The organism is Anaeromassilibacillus sp. An172, assembly GCF_002160515.1.
GTDB lineage: Bacteria > Bacillota > Clostridia > Oscillospirales > Acutalibacteraceae > Limousia > Limousia pullorum.
On the sequence record NZ_NFKS01000020.1, the window covers coordinates 1 to 20,070 of the forward strand.

Sequence of the window (20,070 nt, forward strand, 5' to 3'; positions counted from 1 at the left end):
ATTTGCTCTCTGTTTTTTCTGTTTTTCTCTATCATTTTTATCACCTGCTTCTATTTTACCACTTTTATCGAAAAAAGCCCAGCGAAAGCTGAGCTTTTTCGACAGGCTGGCTTTTTTATTCTAAGCGAATGAAAAAGTGTTTTTTCTAAAAAGGGTCTTAGGGGAAGTATCCCCTAACAAGCGATTTTTGTATCTTGTGTACACAAGGTACACAAAATCTGTGCTTGCAAAACAACCCATTTCCTGCGGAAACAGGCTGTTTTCGCCCTTAGAGGTTGTATTAAAAAATCATGGAACTTTTTACCTGATATTTTAAAAAGACTTTTTTCAGAAAAACTAATTTGAATACGGAAGTGATTTTTTTGACTGACTACAAAAAAGAAGATATACATTTTAGGGTCACATCCGAGGAAAAAGAGCTGATTACAAAATCTGCCCGCAGTGCGGACATGACAATAAGTGAGTATATTTTGTGTTTAGTGAAAAGGAAGCGTGTTGTTAATATTCGGGGATTTCCAAAATTGTATTATCAGATTGCAAAGATAGGAATTAACATAAATCAGATTACAGCCGCTATCAATACAAAACATTCTGCAACCATAGAAGAACTTTTAAAACTTCAAACACTTTTAAATTTTGTAATGGAAAAGCTCGATTTTATTTCCCATCAAATTGATGAAAACAATGAAGAGCCAACTTTATCGCCAGAAAAAGAAATATATAATCGATTAAAAAAATTGGAAAGTGAGCTTGAAAGTCTGAAAGGAAAAAACAATGGCTACGATTAAAAGCATTAAAGGCGGCATTAAAGCCGATATTCATATAGCTAATGCCATTGAATATATCACAAAACAGGAAAAGACAAAGGGTCTTGTATCGACGTTTAACTGCTATGGTGATAAAAAAAACATAATTGCACAGTTTCAATACACGAGGCAGATTTTCGGAAAAGACAAAGGAGTTTTGGTTCATCACTATTGTCACAGCTTTTCACCTGACGATGATGTAACACCGGAGCAGGTTCACAAGCTTACGTTGGATTTAATGCAAAAGATTGCCGGAAATGATTTCCAATATGTGATTGCTACACATTCTGACAAAGACCATATACATTCTCATATTGTTATAAATTCTGTAAATATGCTTACAGGTAAAAAATGGATTGATAACCAAACTACTATAAATGCAATGAGATTAGAAAGCGACCGTCTTTGTATAGAGAACAATTTAAGCATTGTGAAAGAACCCTGTAAAAAGGGAATGGATTTCACAACATATCAAATGGCTATGCAGGGGAAATCATGGAAAGTAAATCTTGTGAGAGATTTGGACGAGGTTTTGAAAAACTGCACAATCCAAAATGAGTTTATAAAGCTGCTTGAGGAAAAAGAATACTCCGTAAAGTTTACAGGCAAAAACATAACCGTGTCTATCGGACAGAAAAAAATAAGGCTTACAACCTTAGCCAAAGAGTTCGGAGAAAAATATTCATCAAAAAGTATTTTTTCTCAGCTCGGTATAAAGTACGATGAAACAATAAAAACGGAAAAAGAGAAAACCACCTCAAGCAGGAATAAAAAACATAAAGAAAACAATCAAAAAAGCCAGTGGCAGAAAGCGTAATGTCGTTAGCGAAGTTTTACGCAAACCGAGTGGGATAACAGAAAATACAGCATAGTTAAGATAGCTATGCTGTATCAGTCTGTCGAATAACCCTGGATTTCAAGCGAGATTCAGGGTTAAAAATTTTAATTTGACAAAAAATGCATATATCCCGATTGAGGCACTGTATCGGTGAGAACTTATCCACTTATGCAGTGCATATTTTTTGAGGTTCATTGCAGCAAACTTAAGCCTGACCCATTTTGTCACCTGGCTCAAGCCTCGGTATTGAGTATATCGCATTGCGTATTTTTCTTTCGCGTCTGCGAATACACGTTCAATTGTTTCTTTTCGTCGTTCATATAAAGTCTTGTACTCAGGGGTATATCTAATATCTTCTACTGTTTCAAGATAATCAAACCATATGTGCTTGGTTACGGTTTTCTCATTCTTTTGGCTTTCTGTGCATAAATGCTTTGTTGGACATTTCTCGCAAATATAACTTTTGCTATTGAATTCCCGGTGTCCTTCCCGATTTGTAGTTACATAGCTTAACACTTGGTTTTCGGGACATATTACGCAGTCATAATATTCATCATATACATACTCATACGGTGCATAATTCCCCTTTTTCCCCATTGGCCTTTTGTACGGTAATACCGGTATTCTCCCGTCATCTATTACTCTTTTGCTTATCCACGGTGTTTTGTAGCCTGCATCCATTACTATGTTTTCTATCTCAGGGTTATGCTCAGTTAATTTATCATACAATCCGTCAAAGGCTGTACTATCGTGTATGTTACCGGGATTTACCGTTACTTCCATTACATATCCGTTTTTATCGCAGCCTGTCTGTGCTGTATATGCAAAGCATTTTTTATGCTCACCCTTGTGAAACATTCCGCTTTCAGGGTCTGTGGCCGAGGCTGTAATCTCTTTCTCTTCGGGCGGTTTCGGTCCGTCAAACGGTTTTTTGCCGTGGTTTTCCCGGTCCTCGTTTATCTCTGCCATAAGCTCTTCTTCATAGCGTTTTGCGGCTTGCGGTACGGCTTTTTTTACTGCCTTTTTTATGTTGGCATTTGCCTTGATATGTGTTCCGTCTACAAATACTGTTTCGGGTGATAAATATCCTGCTCTTTCTATTTCGCTTAATATCCAATAAAATATTTCTTCTATTGTTTTTTCAGTGTATCTATGTCTGAAATTATAGCTTACGGTTGAAAAGTGCGGTATCTGCTCATTCATCAGGTACCCTAAAAACCATCTGTATGCCACATTCATTTTTATTTCTTCTACCGTTCTTCTCAGTGACGGCAATCCGTATAAATGCTGTATTAATACCATTTTAAATATTACTACTGGGTCTATGCTCGGTCGGCCGTTATCTGCACAGTATAAATCTTCCACTATATCATAGATATGGCTGAAGTCTACCGCGCTGTCTATTTTTCTCAATAAATGATCAGTCGGCACAAATTCCTCTATGCTAAATACTTCGAGCTGGTCGCGGTTTTCTCTTCCTTTTACTATCATTTTCATCACCCCTTCTATTATACCTTATTTATGCAAAAAAGCCCAGCTTATACTGGACTTTTTCGACAGACTGATACAGCATAGTTAAGATAGCTATGCTGTATTTTTTATGCTTAAAACAACAAATTTCGCAACTTTTTCAAAATGTTATGATACAATAGATAGGTAACATTAAAAACAGAAAAAACAACTCAAATGTGTTAAGATGAAAGTAACAACACTAAACATCGGCACAAAGGAGTTGTTTTTCCGATGAAAAGTATATCACCAAGAGCGCACTTTCGTCAACTGGTAATTAAATATTCTGCAAAAAATGGAGTAACAGCGGCAAGCATTCGTTATCGAGTATGTCGAAAAGCAATATATGATTGGAAGAAACGTTATGACGGAAGATGGCAGAGCTTAATAGACCGTTCTCACCGTCCTCACAGCCATCCGAGGCAGCAAACGGCAGAAGAATATGCAATGATCGAAAGATATTATCGCAGAACTAAAGATAAGATTATGCTTTGGGATAAGCTTCGTGAGAACGGATATACAAGGTGCTACAATAGTTTGCTTAGAGCAATAAAAAGGCTAAAATTAGAAGAAACACCTGAGAAACGCAAAGGCTACAAATCTAAACCATATCAAAGAGCAGAATATCCGGGGCAAAAGGTGCAGATAGATGTTAAGTTTGTACCAGCGTATTGTGTTGCGAATGGGCAGAAATACTACCAATATACAGCAATTGACGAGTGCACAAGGTTTTGTTTTAGGGAAATGTACGACGAGCACAGCACATACAGTTCACTGGATTTTCTTAAAAAGCTAATAGAATATTTTCCGTTTCCAATCAGAGAAATACAAACAGACAACGGAACAGAGTGGACAAACGCTTTGTTAGTAAAGAAAGCAACACATAAGACATTGTTTGAAGAATATTTAGACGAGTGCGGAATTAAGTACCACAGGATCCAAGTAGCAACCCCGAGACATAATGGCAAGGTAGAGCGCCAACACAGACTTGATGAACAGAGGTTTTACAGTAAAATGAGAATGTATAGCCTTGAAGACGGCAGAAAGCAACTTGCAAAATACAATAAAATTTCAAATAATATTTCAAAAAGTTGTCTTAAATACAGAAGTCCAAACGCAGTACTTGCTGACTATCTGGCAGTAATGTAATTAGCGCCGAATTTGTTGTGTTGTTCGTCGCCTGCGGCTCTTCACAACACAACAAATTCTTTCAAAATACACTTTCATCTTATTTTTTTGAGAAAAGTGTTACCTATCATTGATTTATCTACACAACAAATTTCGCAACTTTTTCAAAACCACTTTATTTTTATTTCCGATTGTGTTATAATATAATTTGCCAAACAAATCTAATAATAACAAAGGATGACCTTAACTGAGGGGATATTATACCCTTTTGCCTTTGTCATTCAAAATGAATTCGGTAAAAACGCAATTCCACTTGAATGACAATAAGGTTTGTCCTTTTGTGTTTAAGATTTGTTTGGCGACAATCGGGGTTGCGTTTTTCGGTGCGTGGCTTCGGTCACGCACTTTTTTATTAATAGGAAAAGAGGAAAAACAATGAAAAAAGTTAGCAGTATTTTGTGGGGAATTGTATTGATTGCCGCAGGCGTGGTTTTGGCTCTGAATGTATTTAACATTATGGATATTAATATCTTCTTTGACGGTTGGTGGACACTGTTTATTATCGTGCCGTGTGCCATTGGATTATTTACAGAGCGCGAAAAGACAGGCAACATTATTGGTATAGCAGTTGGTGTATTCCTGTTATTGTGCTGTCAAGATATTTTGAGTTTCTCGATGTTGTGGAAACTTCTTGTTCCGGCCATTATTGTAATTATCGGCTTGAAGATGGTTTTTACCGGACTTTTTGGCAACAAAGCAAATGAAATCATTGCTAAAATCAAGCAAAACGGCGGCGAAACAAAGGTTGGCTGTGCCACATTCTCCGGTTGTGATCTGAATTATGACGGCGAAGTATTTGAGGGCGCAGAGCTTACCGCAACCTTTGGCGGTGTGAAGTGCGATCTCCGTAACGCTATTATTGAAAAGGATTGTGCCATTCAGGTGTCGGCTATCTTTGGCGGTATTGATATTTTTGTTCCCGACAACATCAATGTAAAGGTAAGCTCCAACTGTATCTTTGGTGGCATCTCTAACAAGACTTCCGTACACAAGGATGCTCCCACTATCTACATAAGCGGCACTTGTATGTTTGGAGGCGTTGAAATTAAATGACCAATTTTCAAAAAACAGTAAAATACATAGCGATGGCGTTTGCCATCTTTCTCACAGTCAGTATTATCGGAGGAATTTTAAGTATGTTTGGTTTGTTCGGAGGATTTTTCGGCGGCGATGCTGTGACCGAAGATATAAAAACTTATTCAGTATCATCAGAGATACAAAGCCTTGAAGTAAAGATCAATGCCGCTGATTTTACCATTAAGCAAGGTGAGAGTTTTTCTGTTGAAAGCAATCTAAAACATCTTACGGTTGAAGATAAGAATGGTGTTCTTACGATCGAGGAAACAAGGAAGTTTGCTCACACCTATACAGGTGCTATATTGACTCTTTACATTCCTGCAGACGCGGTGTTTGAAAGAGCAAATATTATAACAGGTGCAGGAAGACTGACTGTAGATAGCTTGTCTGCCGCTACAATTAACTTTGAACTTGGTGCCGGTGAAGTTACCATTGATACTCTTGTTGCCGCCTCAGATATTGACATTGACGGTGGTGCAGGAAAAATCACAATATCAGGCGGTGCACTTCATAACCTTGATTTAGATATGGGTGTAGGTCAGTTGAATCTGACTTCTGCTCTTACAGGTGAAAGTGATTTCGATTTAGGTGTTGGAGAGTCCAACATAACCATAATTGGTAATAAGGATGATTATAAACTTGATATAGAAAAAGGTCTTGGTAATATCACAGTAGATGGCACAAGCGTTTCTAATATCAAGGGACAAGGTAACGGTAATAACAGCATCGAGATTAGTGGCGGTATCGGTGCCATTAACTTGGAATTTAAGGAGTCTGAAGCAAAATGATTTTAGAACTTAAAAATATAGAAAAATCCTTTGGTGAGAAGAAAGTCCTCACCGGAGTTTCATTCAAAGCTGAGGGCGGCAAAGCCTTCGGACTGCTTGGCAGAAACGGTGCCGGCAAGACCACATCTATACGTATTCTGATGGATGTGTTCCCTGCAAACAGCGGTGAAGTGCTGATCGATGGTCAACCTATTAATTACAACAAAATTGGCATCGGCTATCTTCCCGAAGAAAGAGGCTTGTATCCGAAGAAGATTATCATTGATCAGCTTACCTATTTTGCAGAGCTGAAAGGAATGAGCCATAAGGCAGCTGTGCAATCAATCGACTATTGGCTTGGTCGGCTCGGTATGACCGAGTACCGCAACAAGCGACTTGATACACTTTCCAAGGGTAATCAGCAGAAGATTCAGTTGATTACTGCTCTCGCTCACGATCCCGATATTGTTATTCTGGACGAGCCTTTTTCAGGTCTTGACCCTGTAAATGCAATGCTCTTAAAGGACGTGGTTAAAGAACAGATTGCAAAAGGTAAAATCGTTCTGTTCTCCAGCCATCAGATGAGCTACATAGAAGAATTCTGCGACAGCATTGCTATCCTCAATAACGGTGTTGTTGCTCTTCACGGTGATTTGCACGACATTAAGCGTGACTATCCCCGTGACCGCTTAGTTGTCCGCACAGAAACACCCGATGCAATCAAAGCTGACTTTGGATCTTCCTGTACGGTCATGGAAAACGGCGACTTGATGATTCGCTTAGGCTCACCCTCCGAAAAGAAAACTACTATGACTCGCCTTGTAGAAAATTACGATATCGACGAAGTAAAGGTCTTTGAACCTTCCCTTAACGATATTTTCGTAGAATATGCAGGCGACGTAGCACAGGAGGACTAAGCAATGAAACAGTTTGGAAAAATACTTAAATTTGAACTTAAAAATTATGCAAAGAATAAGGCGTTTGTCGGTGTAACCATCTTTTTGATGGTGGTTATCGCTATTGTTATGTTCTTCCCTCGGATTACAGCCTTGTTCGAATCAGACGATACTTCTAATACCACCGCAGACCTTTCCGTTATGCTCGTAAAGGCAGATGATCCTACGCAGGCGGATATGGTGAAAGAAACATTTGCCGCATCCTTTACTGACTATGATGTGCAGATTACAGATGAGGAAATCAGCGTAATCAAGAACAAAATTACTTCCGGTGATGTGGAGTGTGCTTTTGTGATGAACGGAGCAACCTCATTTACATATTACGTTAATAATCTTTCGATGTACGATATGAACCCCGATATTGCGACCAGTGTGTTGCAACAGATCTATCAAATGAATGCTATGATAGGCGGCGGTATGTCTCAAGAAGATGCCGCAGGTGTTATGAGTATTCAGATTGATGCCGAGGTAGAAAGCCTTGGCAAAGATCAGATGCAAAACTTCTTCTACACCTACATTATGATTTTTGCGCTGTATATGGTTATCCTGCTTTACGGTCAGATGGTAGCAATGAGTGTTGCAACCGAAAAAAGCTCTCGTGCCATGGAATTGCTTATTACCAGTGCCAAACCCATCAACATGATGTTTGGTAAAGTTTTAGCGGCTTGTATGGCAGGTCTTGTTCAGCTTGTTGCCATCTTTGGCTCGGCGCTCGTGTTCTACAATGTGAATAAGTCCTATTGGGGAGATAACGGAATCATTGATTCCATCTTTAATATTCCGCCCGAGCTGTTTGTCTATATGCTTGTGTTCTTCCTACTTGGCTTCTTGATTTATGCGTTCCTCTATGGTGCAATTTCCTCTACCGTTTCAAAACTGGAGGATATCAATACTGCTGTTCAGCCGGTAACATTCTTGTTCATTATTGGTTTTATGGTGGTTATGTTCTCAATGAGCAGCGGAAGTGTGGACAATATACTGATGCAGATTTGCTCTTACATTCCGTTCACCTCACCGATGGCAATGTTCACAAGAATTGCTATGAGCACTGTGCCTTGGTATGAGATTGCGATTTCCATCGGCATTTTGGTTGCGTCTACCTTTGGAATCGGAATTCTCTCCGCAAAGATCTACCGTGTAGGTGTTCTTATGTACGGAACATCTCCCAAGATCGGCAATATTATTAAAGCCGTTTGGAAGGCATAATATAGTCAAAGGCGTCGCTTTGCAGCGGCGCCTTTATCGTTATTGTAATAATGTGTATTTAGCGGTTAGCACTTCTTCGCAATCATCCTTGGCGTTATTGGTAAACAGCTCACGCTCAAAGGAAATATCGTTTTTCATCAGGCAGAGGTCGAGGAAACAAAGAAAGATACCAATGTCAATGCGGTTATAGTGTGCCACCTTGTCGGCGGGCATAATACCTCGCTTACCCGACTTTTTATAACGGTAAACCGTCAAAGATTTTTCTTCTGCAGTTACTTTCCACGGCTGTGTGTTGCAGGCACTTGGCGTAAAGCGAACAATTTTACCTATTTCACGATGATGCTCACCGTTCCATATCTCATCAATCGGTTTGCGTTTACTTTTAAACATATCTTTGCGGAACTTATCGTCTGCGACCTTTGCAATGGCAATCATTATGACAAAATCAAGACCGTTATAGGTTGGCTCATCAGGTTTACCGATACCGAACCACAATGCACCAATTCCAAGAGAAGCAAGATATAGGTCAAGCTGTTCACCGATATAACCGATATTTTGCAGATAATTATCCTTTTTCTCGCTATATAATAAGATGCAATATTCTTGCCCACGCTTGCAGGTGGTTTGATCGGCAGGTACAATACGGATAGCGGTCTGTATGCTGTTTATCAACGGCGTAAGATTGTTGTATTTTTCTTCGATGCTTTGTAGTTCATCAGGGTTTATATTGCCAATATCACGAAATATATGAAAGGATTTTCTTTTGAAAATCATAGAGTAAAGTTCTTTTTCCATACTGCATTCGCCTCCTAAAAACAAATATATTTTATCAAATCAAATTTTAAATGTCAACAAAAGTTAATGTAAAATATATATAATTTAATGTATACCATTAAAAACATATTGACAAACATTAAGGGCTGTGTTATACTTATGCCAACAAATCACTTTGGAGGTATGAGTAATGAAAGGTCTTAATAAACTCGGAAAGGTTATTACAAAGATTTTAGAGGTATTCCATTGGGTTGGTGCAGCTTTAATGACGGCGGCCACTGTTTGTTCTGCCGTAGCACCCGATTGGGTAAAATATTTTGTCGGCTTCGATGCAAAGGAATGCTGCGGTGTGAACCTGGATGTATATGGATTTGAGGTTAATCTCCCAGTTGCTAATGGTAATGTCGATATGACTGCATTTCTTATTTTTGGTATTGGCGCAGTTATCATTCTTGTTGTGATGGCTATGGTGTTCCGTAATCTGTATCTTATCTTCAAGAACTCTGAAAACACCACTCCATTCCAAAAGGATAATATTCGTATGATGCGTGAGATTGGTATTTTCTCTATTGCAGTCCCTGTAATCGGACTTTTTATGAGTTTTATTGTCCGTTTGATCATCGGTGTGGATGCCGTGGAAAACAGCATGGATATGAATGGCGTTTTTATGGGAATTGTCGTCCTCTGTCTGACACAGTTCTTTGTTCACGGTGCTGAGCTTGAAAAAGATGTAGACGGTCTGCTGTAAGGAGGGCGCTATGGGAAAAATAGTACTCCGCTTGGATAGAATGATGGTAGATAGAAAAATGTCCTTAAACGAGCTTGCAGAGCGTGTGGGGATTTCTAACGTCAACTTATCCAAAATCAAAAACAACAAAGTAACGGCTATCCGCTTTTCCACCCTTGCGGCAATTTGCGAGGTGCTTGATTGCGAAGCCGGAGATATTTTAGAATTTCAAAAAGAAGATTGATATGAAAGCGTCGCTTCGGCGGCGCTTTTTGCATTTTATATCGAAAACGCTGGACTTGTGAAAAGTGTTGTGGTATGTATTTGTGTTGCAAAAGGAGGTGCAACGCACATGACAACACTTGAAGATTTATACTACGGAAACATCAGTCCGCACGAAAGGTATATCAAGCGAGGGACGAGAGTCGATAAGCTCGTCAAACTGATATGCAAAAATGAGGAAGAACTGAATGCAGGGCTTACAGAAAAGCAAAAAGAAACCTTTGAAAAGTTCAAGGACTGCACAAGCGAACTGTCCTGCATCACCGAGCGTGAGGCATTCAGTTCGGGATTTATCCTCGCAACACGTATTATGGTGGAAGTGATGCAAGGCTTGGAGGAGGTCGAGGATATATGAAGAAAATCATAATCCTTCTTCTCTGCTGTGGGGTGCTCATCGGCATGGTGGGATGCGGTGGCAACACCGCACCGCCGCCTACCGAGAGTCCGCCGACAACGGTATCAGAAACGATAATAACAGAAACACCAACCGAAACAACACCGCCTGCGACGGCGGTAGAGCCGACAGAGAAAGAAAACGAGCCTACCCCGACTGAGAGCAAGGATCAGCCAACCGAGCCGACTGTGACCGCCACAGAGCCGACAACAACGGCAAAGCCAACGGAAGAACCCAAACCTACGGTTATAACAAAACCGACCGAGTCTTCGGTGGCGAAAACTCCGACGGAAAACGAATGCATCACTATATTGGAAACGGACGATCCGCCTACGGAAGAAATTATAATCCCACCCAAACCGAGCGCGGATACAGTGGCACAGAAGGTCGCAGAATACATAAATCAGTTCCGCACTGAGCAGGGTGATGTCACCGCAACGGTCATCCCCGGACTAACCGAATATTGCAAATACCGATGCACTCAGCTTAAAACAAATTTTGCTCATGATACTGCCGACCAACGAGCAACCGCCGAAGCTCTACAGTACGGCGAATATGTTGACTGGTCACTATACGGTATCGAAGGCGAAGAAAATTATTATACCGCCAATGTGCGCGAAGCCATCGGAAAAGGCAATTGGGGCGGCATGGCTGATGAGATAGCCTACTCCATAGCAAACGGATTCAGAAACAGCAAGGGGCACTGGTCATATGTCGGCAGCTCCAAATATAACTACATGGCGGTCGGCGTGATGTATGACGGATATTACTGGTATGTCTGCGTATGCATGGACTCTGAAAATACAGACTTAAAATAAGCATATAAATACCCACTGGATGCGGCGGTTCTATGCGAAACCTTGCCACAACATCCGGTGGGTAATTTTTTTATTTGCCTTTGTAGCCGTTTGTTTTATTCGAAATGGCCTACGGCTCGATGAAACTATTTCTGTTCGATTTTACGGGGTTTTTATTCGTGACATCGTTCTGCCTCGCGCATTACAGTGCGGTAAACCGATTTCCATAATCGCAAACTGCTTTCGGGATATTTTTCACGCATTTTACGGATTGCCGCTTTCCGAGCCTTTATTATTCCGTCCGGCTTCATCATATGTTCCAAGCAAAGCTCGTCAAGGTCGATGTGCTTATAACCGAACAACGCATAAGAACCACCAAGGATCTCTCTGTCTTTTTTCGGCAGCGCCTCAAATAACTCCTTTAAAAATTCAAGGCAAAGCTTATGATATACAATTCTGTCAGTGGATGCCGAGGACTTGTTCGGCATCAGACGCTCATACGGATCATACGGCTCTCCGTCCTCGTAAGGCACAAGGTCATAGACCGAAAGAAAGTGTGTGTTATAACCAATATGCCGAGCAACATCCTCAACGGAAATACCAAGTTCTTTTGCAATTTCCTCCGGCTCCTTGCCTGTATCGTAATATAACTGCTGTGCTTTCCGCAGCTCCGCCATATCCTCAGGATCAAAGAAAAGAACGCCGAGATTACATTCCATCCACCGATACATTGCACCCTTCAGGCGAGGATAAAGATAGGTGGTGAGCTTTGCCCGTTCCGGTTCGTATTTCTTTTTGCGAAGGAGAGAGAAAAACTCAAGCATACCTTCGTAAAAAAGTTCATTCACAACATATTTGGAATGTGCCGTCAGTTTATTCGGATGCTCCGCACTTTTATTATAACAGTTAAAATTAACGGCAACTTCCTTTGCGATACTGCGGATAAAACCGATATTTTTATTATAAAGTTTCTCTAAAATCGTTTCGTCGCCGTCATAGAACTTTAAAATTAATTCTTCGTTGGTCATAAGCTCACCTCCTCCACTATAATTCTAACAAACGATGTGCACCATAAACCGTACTTTACTCAGACTTCGGTCTGCCGCGCGGTTTGGTTTTACGAACAACATCACACAACGGATATAGATTTTTAGATGCAAGTTGCTCTTCAAACTCCTCATTTGTTGTTCCCGATCTTGTGGTTGCATCGTAATATAAATCCTGCGCCGTGCGGTATAATTTATATTTTTCTTCTTGTGTTATCACTCCACGGGAGAAATCCTTATCGATACGCAAGTAACAACGGCGAAGGGATTGCGCCTTGGGGTTGTCAGCCTGTAATTCTTTTATTCCCTTGCGGTGATAACCAAGCTGAGCGCAGGTGTACTTTGGATTATCGGGTGCAGGGTTGTCGCAATACTTGGTGTGGTATCCCTTTTTAAGCAAAAAGTATCTGCCGCAGTATTCACATTTGCGGATAATATATCCCACTTCCAATGCCTTGTAAAAATCCATTTTAAGCAGTGCCTGTAACGACTCCACCTCATAATACTGATAGATTTTATATTCTCCCGACCCCTCAAAAGTTTCCCTTGGCATATGGCGAAGGATTACAGGATCATTAGCGGTAAAGTATCCCGAACCCTCAACCGGATTGGCGATAAACTTTTCAGCACGGGGATGGTTAAACAAGTCATCAAGAGCCATTGCATAGTTGTTGGTATCAAGCTTATTCAGAGAGGATAAAAAGAATTTTATGAAATTAAATATCGTTGTGTTGAATGAATTTATATCGTAAAGCGCCTTTGCATATGCATCGCAGTAATCCTTATAATACTTCCACTTAACTGCGATGTTGCCCGGATAAATCAGCAACGCTCTTGTTTTTTCGGGTGGCAGTTCAGGAATTGGCGGCTGGGGTGTGGTAACACAGAACGCCTTTTCTGTCTGGGTGTTTGTGTAATATTCTTTATTTACACCGCCATAATTATTTGGATTCTCAAGGTAATCTTCGTAGGCGGTAATTTTATTTAATACTTCAATGTCATGTTCAGAAAGCTCACAATCGTCACTCTCAAACATCGATTGCTGTGCTGTAAACTGTTCAGCTTCTGCAAAAATATCTGTCTCCTCTCGCACAAGTTCAAGGCAGGGGAACTCACAGATCATAGCATCGAGTTTTATATATTCCTTGTTGGCTTCATACCAATCAGAAAGTTTCTTGCTCCGCATATATTCGCTTAACTTGCTTTGTGCAAGTTCCAACTGTTCGCGCATAGCAGCATATTTATCTTTCGGCAGATTCAAAAACTCAGTTGTCAGGTCACCGAGCGAAAACTTTTTACCATTAATTTCGATGTGTTTATCACCGATGCAAAAAGATATACATCCAAACAAGAGAACACCTCCTAACTTTAATTTGTCAGCAAATAGTTTTATATTATATATGACAATTATTATTTTATCATTTTTTCTTACACAATACAAGTAGAAGGGCGAAAGTCAGAGTAAAAAACTTTGACTCTCGCCCTTACTTTATTTCAAGGAGGTGTTTTCAAATGACTGAAAACAAACCGAAACTCACCGTTATAGACGGTGAAACCCTAATGGATACAAGACTGGAACCGACCAAGTTTTGTATCGACACTCTGTTGCCGCAAGGAATAACAATCCTCGGCGGCGCACCTAAAATCGGTAAATCGTGGTGGGTGCTGGATATTTGTATCCGCATCGCCAAAGGAGAAAGCGTGTGGGGTATGCCAACCACCAAAGGCACAACGCTGTATCTTTGCTTGGAGGATACGCTCAGGCGTGTGCAAGAGCGACTGTGTTTAATCACAGATGACGTTCCCTCCAACGCTTTCTTTGCAACGGCGGCGCATACGCTTGCCGAAGGTCTCTGCGATGAAATCTATGCGTTTGTGAAGGAGCATCCCGATACCGTTCTCGTTGCAATCGATACTTTTCAGATCGTGCGTAACGGCGGTGTGGATACCTCTTACGGTAACGACTACGATGAAATCCGTCAGATGAAGCAGTTGGCAGACGAGCTTAATATCTCTCTTCTGTTGGTGCATCACCTTCGTAAGCAGGGCGATAGTGATCCGCTGAACAAACTGTCAGGCACGACCGGAATCGTAGGCGCAGTCGATTCGGTCTTCGTGCTTGACAAAAGCAAACGCAGTGAAAACCTCGCCACACTCGTTTGCACGGGCAGAGATATTGAGCATCGGCAGTTTGAACTAAAGTTCTCAAACAAGGATTTTCTATGGGAAGTAAAATCCGACAGCCGTGAGCAACCCGAAAAATTGTTGCCGCCGGAGATGGAATTGCTCGTTCAGTTTATGAAAGAACAAAAATCTTTCGTAGGCGGTAACAGTGAGTTCGTGGAACTGTTCAATAGACTGACCGACAGTGAGGTAACAGTCAAAGGCTTCAAGCAAATGATGAACCGTTGGCGGTACGACCTTGAAAAACTCGGGGTGCATTACCGTGACCACCGCAGTAATGGAACACGGCTACTGGAAGTGAAATATATTTCCTCTTCTGCTGTGTGCAGTGACGAAAGTGCCGTAAGTGACGAAACAAATTCGGTGTAGAAAACATTTGTCACTTTCGTCCCTTGCGTTCCTGTGAAGCGTTTGTCCGCCCGTTTGCCGAACGGTTTGCAAGTTGGAGTAAACACCCGACCGCCTCGGTTAAAACGCAACACAGGGCAAATGTGAGCCGTGTGTGCGGAGATTTGTCGCTGAAGGTTACTCAAAAAGCGATAAAAACTACCGCATTTTATTTCTCTCCTTTAGGAGAGAACCAGCATCGCCTTTGGCTGTACGACCACCGCTAAAGCGGCGGCCGCGCCTTCGACTGCTGTTTATTGGGCAGAAGCCCAAACCCACTTCTTACCTTCTTTGAAAAGAAGGTAAGCCAAGAAACTTTAATATTTAAAAGGATGTGTTTTATATGAAAACTAAACGATTCAATTTCAGAGTCTCCGATACGCTGGATGCTCTGATCCGTAAGAAAGCCGCAGATGCCGGAATGAGCATTACCGACTATATCATACTCTGCGCCATCGATAAAAAGGTAATAAATTACGACGGTCTGCGTGAGCTTACCACACAGGTGAAAAAACTCGGCAACAATGTAAATCAGTTGCTGATACTTTCCCGTCAGGGAAGAATCAGCACCGTAAATCTTGCCGCCACCCAAGAGGAACTGAAAAAGATTTACGAACTGCTATCTGCCGAGCTTGGAAGAGGGTGATGTTATGGCAATTGTTCATTTCGTAAATTACCAAAAACCGCAAACCTATAATACAATGTCGTTTGTCTTGCAATACACAATGCGAGATGACAAAACCGTTGCCGATGACGGCAATAAGTATGTGACCGGTGTTAACTGCACACCGCAGTCTGCCTATACCGAGTTTAATAACACCAAGCGGTTATATAACAAAACGGATAAAAGACTGTTCTATCATTTCGTTCAATCCTTTTCGGTGGATGAAAATATATCACCGCAAACGGCACACGAAATAGCAGTTAGATTTGCCGAGGAAACTGAAAAATTTTCCGGCTTCGAAATCGTAGTGTCCACCCACTGCGACCGTGACCATATCCACTCGCATTTTGTTATGAACAGCGTAAACGCAGAAAGCGGTAAAAAGTTTCACATCACCGAAAGCGAGGTGGAAATGCTGATGCAAAAATCAGACGTCCTCTGCCTTGAATATGGGTTGTCGGTTTTGAAACCCAAGCCTCCTACCGAGAGAGCAAAGCCGATGAACGACCGTGAATATCGGTCTGCTGAAAAGGGCGAAAGTTGGAAGATACGGCTTGAAGCTGTTATCTCAAATGTAATGCGGACCGCCGCTTCCAAAGAGCATTTTATTATGCTGATGGAAGCAGAAGGTTACGGTGTCAAGTGGACGGACACTCGTAAGAATATCACCTACACCACACCCGAAGGCAAAGCCTGTCGGGACTGCAAATTACACCTAACAAAATTTCTAAAGGAGAGTATGGAATATGAGTTCATCTACAGAGCGGAAATCACCGCAAGATTTAATAACCGAAGCACAGCAGAAGATCACCACCGCAGAAAAGGTTCATCCTTGCGTGGCGGTGACCGAGCCGAACTGGATGGCAATGATATCTACGCAGAGATCACAGATAGATTTGCTGAAGGAGATTCGGGATACACTGCCTACGCTGACGACCGAGAAAGAGTTAAAAGTGTATATGGATCGGCAGCTGAAGGTACTGATGCAGTACACCGAGCAGACCAAAGAAGCGACCGCGCAGTTTCAGACGGCGATGGAAACGTCGGCGGCGGAACTGACCGAGAATATCAATCGGCTGATAACGGATACCGAGAAACAGGTTGGGAGAATGAGCGAGAGCTGTTCGAACAACATCTCTATGCTTCGCAGTACAGCGGAGGACAAACTGGAGAGACATACCAACAAACTGTTTTGGCTTGCTCTGATACCTTCGGCGGTACTCATAGTGTTGGAACTGATGCGGCATATCTTATCGGCGATATCGGTAATATAATTGACGAGGATGCTCCCGTGGAAGATTGCACTACCAAGTACTACCCGGCAGAGCGTAAGAAAAAACAAGGCCCCGTGATGAGCGGGATGTAAAGAGCGTGAGAAAATCTCTAATCTCACGCTCATTTTTTATAACTATTTTTAATTTTGAAAGGATTGTTTTTTATGAACGAAAAAAAGTATATCACTGCTGCTGAAAACGCACAGAAAGATAACATCCCCGAAGATTGCAGATACACCTATTTTGCAAGGACGGTTGTTGTGGACGGTGCAAAATACCCCGTAATATCCGCAATACCGATTGCTTCAAGTGAACTGCGGATTGACTGTGCTGAGGATAAAATCCTTCAGCTCATAACCGGCGAAAAAAATTAACAGTTTTGTCGCTGGACTTTGAAACCGAGTAGTGATATGGTGTTGCTGTATCCTACTCGGTTTGATTTTACAGAGCCGCACTCGGCTCGGAAAGGATACGAAATATTATGTTAAAATCAACCGAGAATACAAACAATTTAATAACTGCACTTTATTGCAGACTGTCTCAAGAGGACGAAAGGCTCGGCGAATCCCTTTCAATCGAGAATCAGAAAATCATACTTCAAAAGTACGCTGACGATCACGGCTTCCGCAACTGCAAATTTTATGTAGATGACGGATACAGTGGTACCGATTTCAAAAGACCTGCCCATGTGCAAATGATGAAGGATGTTGAAGCAGGTAAAATTGGAATCGTAATCGTAAAAGACCAATCCCGTCTCGGCAGAGATTATCTGGAAACAGGACACTTAATGGATATTAAATTTCCATCCTATGACGTAAGATTTATTGCAATCAACGATGGGTATGACAGCATCAATAGAGCGGATAATGATTTCTCCGGTATGCGTAATTACTTCAACGATTTTTATGCTGCCGATACGAGCAGAAAAATCCGTGCGGTGCAGAGAGCAAAAGGTCAACGTGGTGAGCGTATAAGCACAGCAACACCATACGGCTATATGCGTAACCCCGAAAACAAAAAGGAATTAATTCCCGACCCACAGACTGCGCCTATTGTAAAACGCATATTCGATATGTATGCATCTGGACTCGGTGTCGTTAAAATCTGCGACATACTGTGTGAGGAAAAGATACTCTCCCCAAGCGTATATATCTTCCAAACCACAGGAAAGCGTATCGGCAACCCCGACCTTAACCGTCCGTATCATTGGGCGCAGACCACAGTTCGCAAAATGCTTGAAAATCAGGAATATGTGGGCGACACCGTAAACTTTAAAACTTATTCCAAGTCGAATAAGTTAAAGAAACGGCTTAAAAATGACCCCGACAAAATTCTCATATTCAAGAACACGCACGAAGGCATTGTTGAGCGAGAGGTGTTCGAGAGAGTGCAAAAGCACTTTGCCGGACGAAAGCGTCCCGATAAGCAAGGCGAGGTGGATAAGTACGCAGGTATCCTATACTGTGGCGATTGCCACAAGCGGTTATACCTTGCAAGAGCAAAAACACTTGCACCCGAAAAGAATGCGTTTCAATGCGGCGGATACCGTAGGCGCACCACCGATTGCACGGCACACAATATTCGTGAAATAGTGTTAGACCAAATTGTGCTTGACGATTTGAAAAGGATGACCGCCTTCGCAAGAGAAGAACCCGATAAGTTCTATGAGGCAGCTATGCAAAAAGCAAAAAGCGAAGCCGAAAAGTTTTATGCCCTTGCTAAAAAACAAAAGGATAAAATCGAAGACCGTATCAAAAAGATAGACAATATTATCCGTTGTCTGTATGAGGATCGTGTGGTCGGCAGAATAACCGTAGAGCGTTATGATGAAATGGCTTGTGGATACGAACAGGAACAAGCCGAACTGAAGCTCGAACTCGAAAGTCTGAACAAAGGGATTGCAGAGTTAGATGCACACGAACAGTCGGTACGAGAGTTTATGGCAAAGGCAAAGCAGTATGTGGAGATGCCGAAACTGACACCCGAATTGCTTCGAGCCTTCATCCGTAGGATTGAGGTATTTGAGAAAGAGGTCAAATACTCTCACACTTGCGGAAATCCCGTAGTAATATACTACAAATTCCAAATGAAGAAACTCGAAACACTCACCGTAATGTTCGGCACTTATGACGAAGATGCAGAGGAAGATATCTCTGCATAAAAGTAATAACCGGAAGGCAAAATTGCCTTCCGGTTACATACCACCCTAAAAACTTCGCTAAGAACACATAGCAAAACAGGAGGAGGATTATTTTAAACACAACGATGAATACATATTTTTCCCTGATTGGTTTAAAAGCAAAACAAACTTTGAATCTGATCCCTGTTATTTTTCAAACTACTTTGAAAAGTACATGAGAGTTCAAAAGGCTTTTAAGAAAGATAAACCTTTTACGTCAGCTGAGAAAAGATGGTTTTGGATAACAAAAACCAATGAAGCAATATACGGCAAGACTTCTCAATGCGGTAACGTAAGCAGCGAAAAGCTTAAAAACATGGAAGGCTCTGAATACTCAATAAAGCTTTTTGCCTATCAGCTTCCACGGTTACAGGGCATACAATGTTTTTACAGTGTAAGTCTTAATAAAGGAACAGGAATAGCCACCGTATCGGTAAAGGACTACAACAAGTACAATTTGTTAAATCATTTGAATTTATCAAACCATAAAATGTTGGATGAACAAAGCGACAGAATAAAAAACAGAGAAATCTATGAAACAATAAAAAAACAGTGCCGGCAGGCAGGAACAAAAATAGCATACAGAACAATTCAGTCCGGTCAGCTGGGCAAGCTTAAACATGAAGGGATTTATTTTTCCGTACTTGAGAAAGACGGTAAAACGGTAATCGCTTTCAATCCGGTTGTCGCTGACCGAGTGAATTCTACATTGTCTGAAAATCAAAATTCAAATTACAAGTCAGAATACAGATACAACAGGGATATCCTTGACAGTCTGAAAAAGAAATCAGCAATTCAGGGAGTTAAGCTTTCATACACCACAATAACCTCCGATACAAAGAATCGGATTTATGATAAATTCTACACAAGGGAGAGTGATAAACGATTTGTCGCATTTAAAATTAAAGGAAGTGATAACTATACACTGGTTTACTTAGAAACTGACATGGAAATAAAAAACACCTTGTCTCCTAAACAAGTACAGCAGACAAAAACAAGTACAAATAAATAAGGA

At 41.3% G+C, this 20,070-nt stretch carries 21 protein-coding genes and 1 pseudogene; 18 read left to right on the forward strand and 4 right to left on the reverse strand.

Going from position 1 to position 20,070, the window contains the following annotated elements:
- The first annotated feature begins 362 nt into the window (after positions 1–362).
- On the forward strand, positions 363–788 hold the full coding sequence (locus B5F08_RS09320; RefSeq protein ID WP_087378615.1) for a plasmid mobilization protein: 426 nt from the start codon (positions 363–365) through the stop codon (positions 786–788).
- Complete coding sequence (locus tag B5F08_RS09325; protein WP_087378617.1) at positions 775–1,623, forward strand: relaxase/mobilization nuclease domain-containing protein; 849 nt, start codon at positions 775–777, stop codon at positions 1,621–1,623. Before B5F08_RS09320 ends, B5F08_RS09325 begins: the two co-directional genes overlap by 14 nt.
- 99 nt (positions 1,624–1,722) lie before the next feature.
- Here B5F08_RS09325 and B5F08_RS09330 read toward each other — a convergent pair whose 3' ends face one another.
- Entirely contained in the window at positions 1,723–3,135 is a 1,413-nt protein-coding gene (locus B5F08_RS09330; protein ID WP_087378619.1) for an IS1182 family transposase, read from the reverse strand.
- A 252-nt stretch (positions 3,136–3,387) separates the two neighbouring features.
- On the opposite strand from B5F08_RS09330, the pseudogene B5F08_RS13750 reads away from it, so the two are divergent.
- The 6 genes and pseudogenes from B5F08_RS13750 to B5F08_RS09355 form a co-directional block, all read left to right on the forward strand.
- Positions 3,388–3,552, forward strand: a pseudogene (locus B5F08_RS13750) (helix-turn-helix domain-containing protein); the annotation flags it as partial.
- 48 nt (positions 3,553–3,600) lie between these two features.
- Positions 3,601–4,302 (forward strand): DDE-type integrase/transposase/recombinase, encoded by a 702-nt coding sequence (locus B5F08_RS09335; RefSeq protein ID WP_330395816.1) that lies wholly within the window; start codon positions 3,601–3,603, stop codon positions 4,300–4,302.
- Between the two features lie 414 nt (positions 4,303–4,716).
- Complete coding sequence (locus B5F08_RS09340; protein ID WP_087378623.1) at positions 4,717–5,394, forward strand: LiaF transmembrane domain-containing protein; 678 nt, start codon at positions 4,717–4,719, stop codon at positions 5,392–5,394.
- Entirely contained in the window at positions 5,391–6,206 is an 816-nt protein-coding gene (locus B5F08_RS09345) for a DUF4097 family beta strand repeat-containing protein (protein WP_087378624.1), read from the forward strand. Before B5F08_RS09340 ends, B5F08_RS09345 begins: the two co-directional genes overlap by 4 nt.
- Positions 6,203–7,102 (forward strand): ABC transporter ATP-binding protein, encoded by a 900-nt coding sequence (locus tag B5F08_RS09350; RefSeq protein WP_087378626.1) that lies wholly within the window; start codon positions 6,203–6,205, stop codon positions 7,100–7,102. Before B5F08_RS09345 ends, B5F08_RS09350 begins: the two co-directional genes overlap by 4 nt.
- Before the next feature lie 3 nt (positions 7,103–7,105).
- The gene (locus B5F08_RS09355; RefSeq protein ID WP_087378628.1) at positions 7,106–8,347 is read left to right on the forward strand and encodes an ABC transporter permease; all 1,242 of its coding nucleotides are present in this window, start codon (positions 7,106–7,108) and stop codon (positions 8,345–8,347) included.
- A 39-nt stretch (positions 8,348–8,386) separates the two neighbouring features.
- Here B5F08_RS09355 and B5F08_RS09360 read toward each other — a convergent pair whose 3' ends face one another.
- A complete protein-coding gene (locus tag B5F08_RS09360; RefSeq protein ID WP_087378630.1) occupies positions 8,387–9,142 on the reverse strand; it encodes a nitroreductase family protein in 756 nt (251 codons plus the stop codon).
- 169 nt (positions 9,143–9,311) lie between these two features.
- Here B5F08_RS09360 and B5F08_RS09365 point away from each other — a divergent pair, with 169 nt between their 5' ends.
- The 4 genes from B5F08_RS09365 to B5F08_RS09380 all read left to right on the forward strand — a co-directional run bounded on the left by B5F08_RS09365 (position 9,312) and on the right by B5F08_RS09380 (position 11,342).
- A complete protein-coding gene (locus B5F08_RS09365; protein WP_087378632.1) occupies positions 9,312–9,869 on the forward strand; it encodes a hypothetical protein in 558 nt (185 codons plus the stop codon).
- A gap of 10 nt (positions 9,870–9,879) precedes the next feature.
- Entirely contained in the window at positions 9,880–10,092 is a 213-nt protein-coding gene (locus B5F08_RS09370) for a helix-turn-helix domain-containing protein (protein WP_087378634.1), read from the forward strand.
- 108 nt (positions 10,093–10,200) lie between these two features.
- Positions 10,201–10,485 (forward strand): DUF6809 family protein, encoded by a 285-nt coding sequence (locus tag B5F08_RS09375; RefSeq protein ID WP_087378636.1) that lies wholly within the window; start codon positions 10,201–10,203, stop codon positions 10,483–10,485.
- Positions 10,482–11,342: a hypothetical protein gene (locus B5F08_RS09380; protein ID WP_087378638.1), complete on the forward strand. Its 861-nt coding sequence runs from the start codon at positions 10,482–10,484 to the stop codon at positions 11,340–11,342. Before B5F08_RS09375 ends, B5F08_RS09380 begins: the two co-directional genes overlap by 4 nt.
- A gap of 152 nt (positions 11,343–11,494) precedes the next feature.
- Here the strand turns inward: B5F08_RS09380 and B5F08_RS09385 are convergent, their stop codons facing one another.
- Positions 11,495–12,349 (reverse strand): sigma-70 family RNA polymerase sigma factor, encoded by an 855-nt coding sequence (locus B5F08_RS09385; protein WP_087378640.1) that lies wholly within the window; start codon positions 12,347–12,349, stop codon positions 11,495–11,497.
- A 55-nt stretch (positions 12,350–12,404) separates the two neighbouring features.
- The gene (locus tag B5F08_RS09390) at positions 12,405–13,718 is read right to left on the reverse strand and encodes a DUF6076 domain-containing protein (protein WP_087378642.1); all 1,314 of its coding nucleotides are present in this window, start codon (positions 13,716–13,718) and stop codon (positions 12,405–12,407) included.
- Positions 13,719–13,879: 161 nt separating this feature from the next.
- On the opposite strand from B5F08_RS09390, the gene B5F08_RS09395 reads away from it, so the two are divergent.
- The 6 genes from B5F08_RS09395 to B5F08_RS09420 all read left to right on the forward strand — a co-directional run bounded on the left by B5F08_RS09395 (position 13,880) and on the right by B5F08_RS09420 (position 20,067).
- Positions 13,880–14,920 carry an AAA family ATPase gene (locus B5F08_RS09395; RefSeq protein ID WP_087378644.1) on the forward strand — a complete coding sequence of 347 codons (1,041 nt, stop codon included), beginning with the start codon at positions 13,880–13,882 and terminating at the stop codon, positions 14,918–14,920.
- A gap of 361 nt (positions 14,921–15,281) precedes the next feature.
- Positions 15,282–15,584 (forward strand): plasmid mobilization protein, encoded by a 303-nt coding sequence (locus B5F08_RS09400; protein WP_087378646.1) that lies wholly within the window; start codon positions 15,282–15,284, stop codon positions 15,582–15,584.
- Positions 15,585–15,663: 79 nt separating this feature from the next.
- A complete protein-coding gene (locus B5F08_RS09405; RefSeq protein ID WP_158096275.1) occupies positions 15,664–16,968 on the forward strand; it encodes a relaxase/mobilization nuclease domain-containing protein in 1,305 nt (434 codons plus the stop codon).
- Between the two features lie 72 nt (positions 16,969–17,040).
- Positions 17,041–17,250 (forward strand): hypothetical protein, encoded by a 210-nt coding sequence (locus B5F08_RS09410; RefSeq protein ID WP_087378650.1) that lies wholly within the window; start codon positions 17,041–17,043, stop codon positions 17,248–17,250.
- Between the two features lie 107 nt (positions 17,251–17,357).
- Positions 17,358–19,037, forward strand: a complete 1,680-nt coding sequence (locus B5F08_RS09415; protein WP_087378652.1) for a recombinase family protein — start codon at positions 17,358–17,360, stop codon at positions 19,035–19,037.
- 193 nt (positions 19,038–19,230) lie between these two features.
- The gene (locus tag B5F08_RS09420) at positions 19,231–20,067 is read left to right on the forward strand and encodes a hypothetical protein (RefSeq protein WP_087378654.1); all 837 of its coding nucleotides are present in this window, start codon (positions 19,231–19,233) and stop codon (positions 20,065–20,067) included.
- Positions 20,068–20,070: the final 3 nt, after the last annotated feature.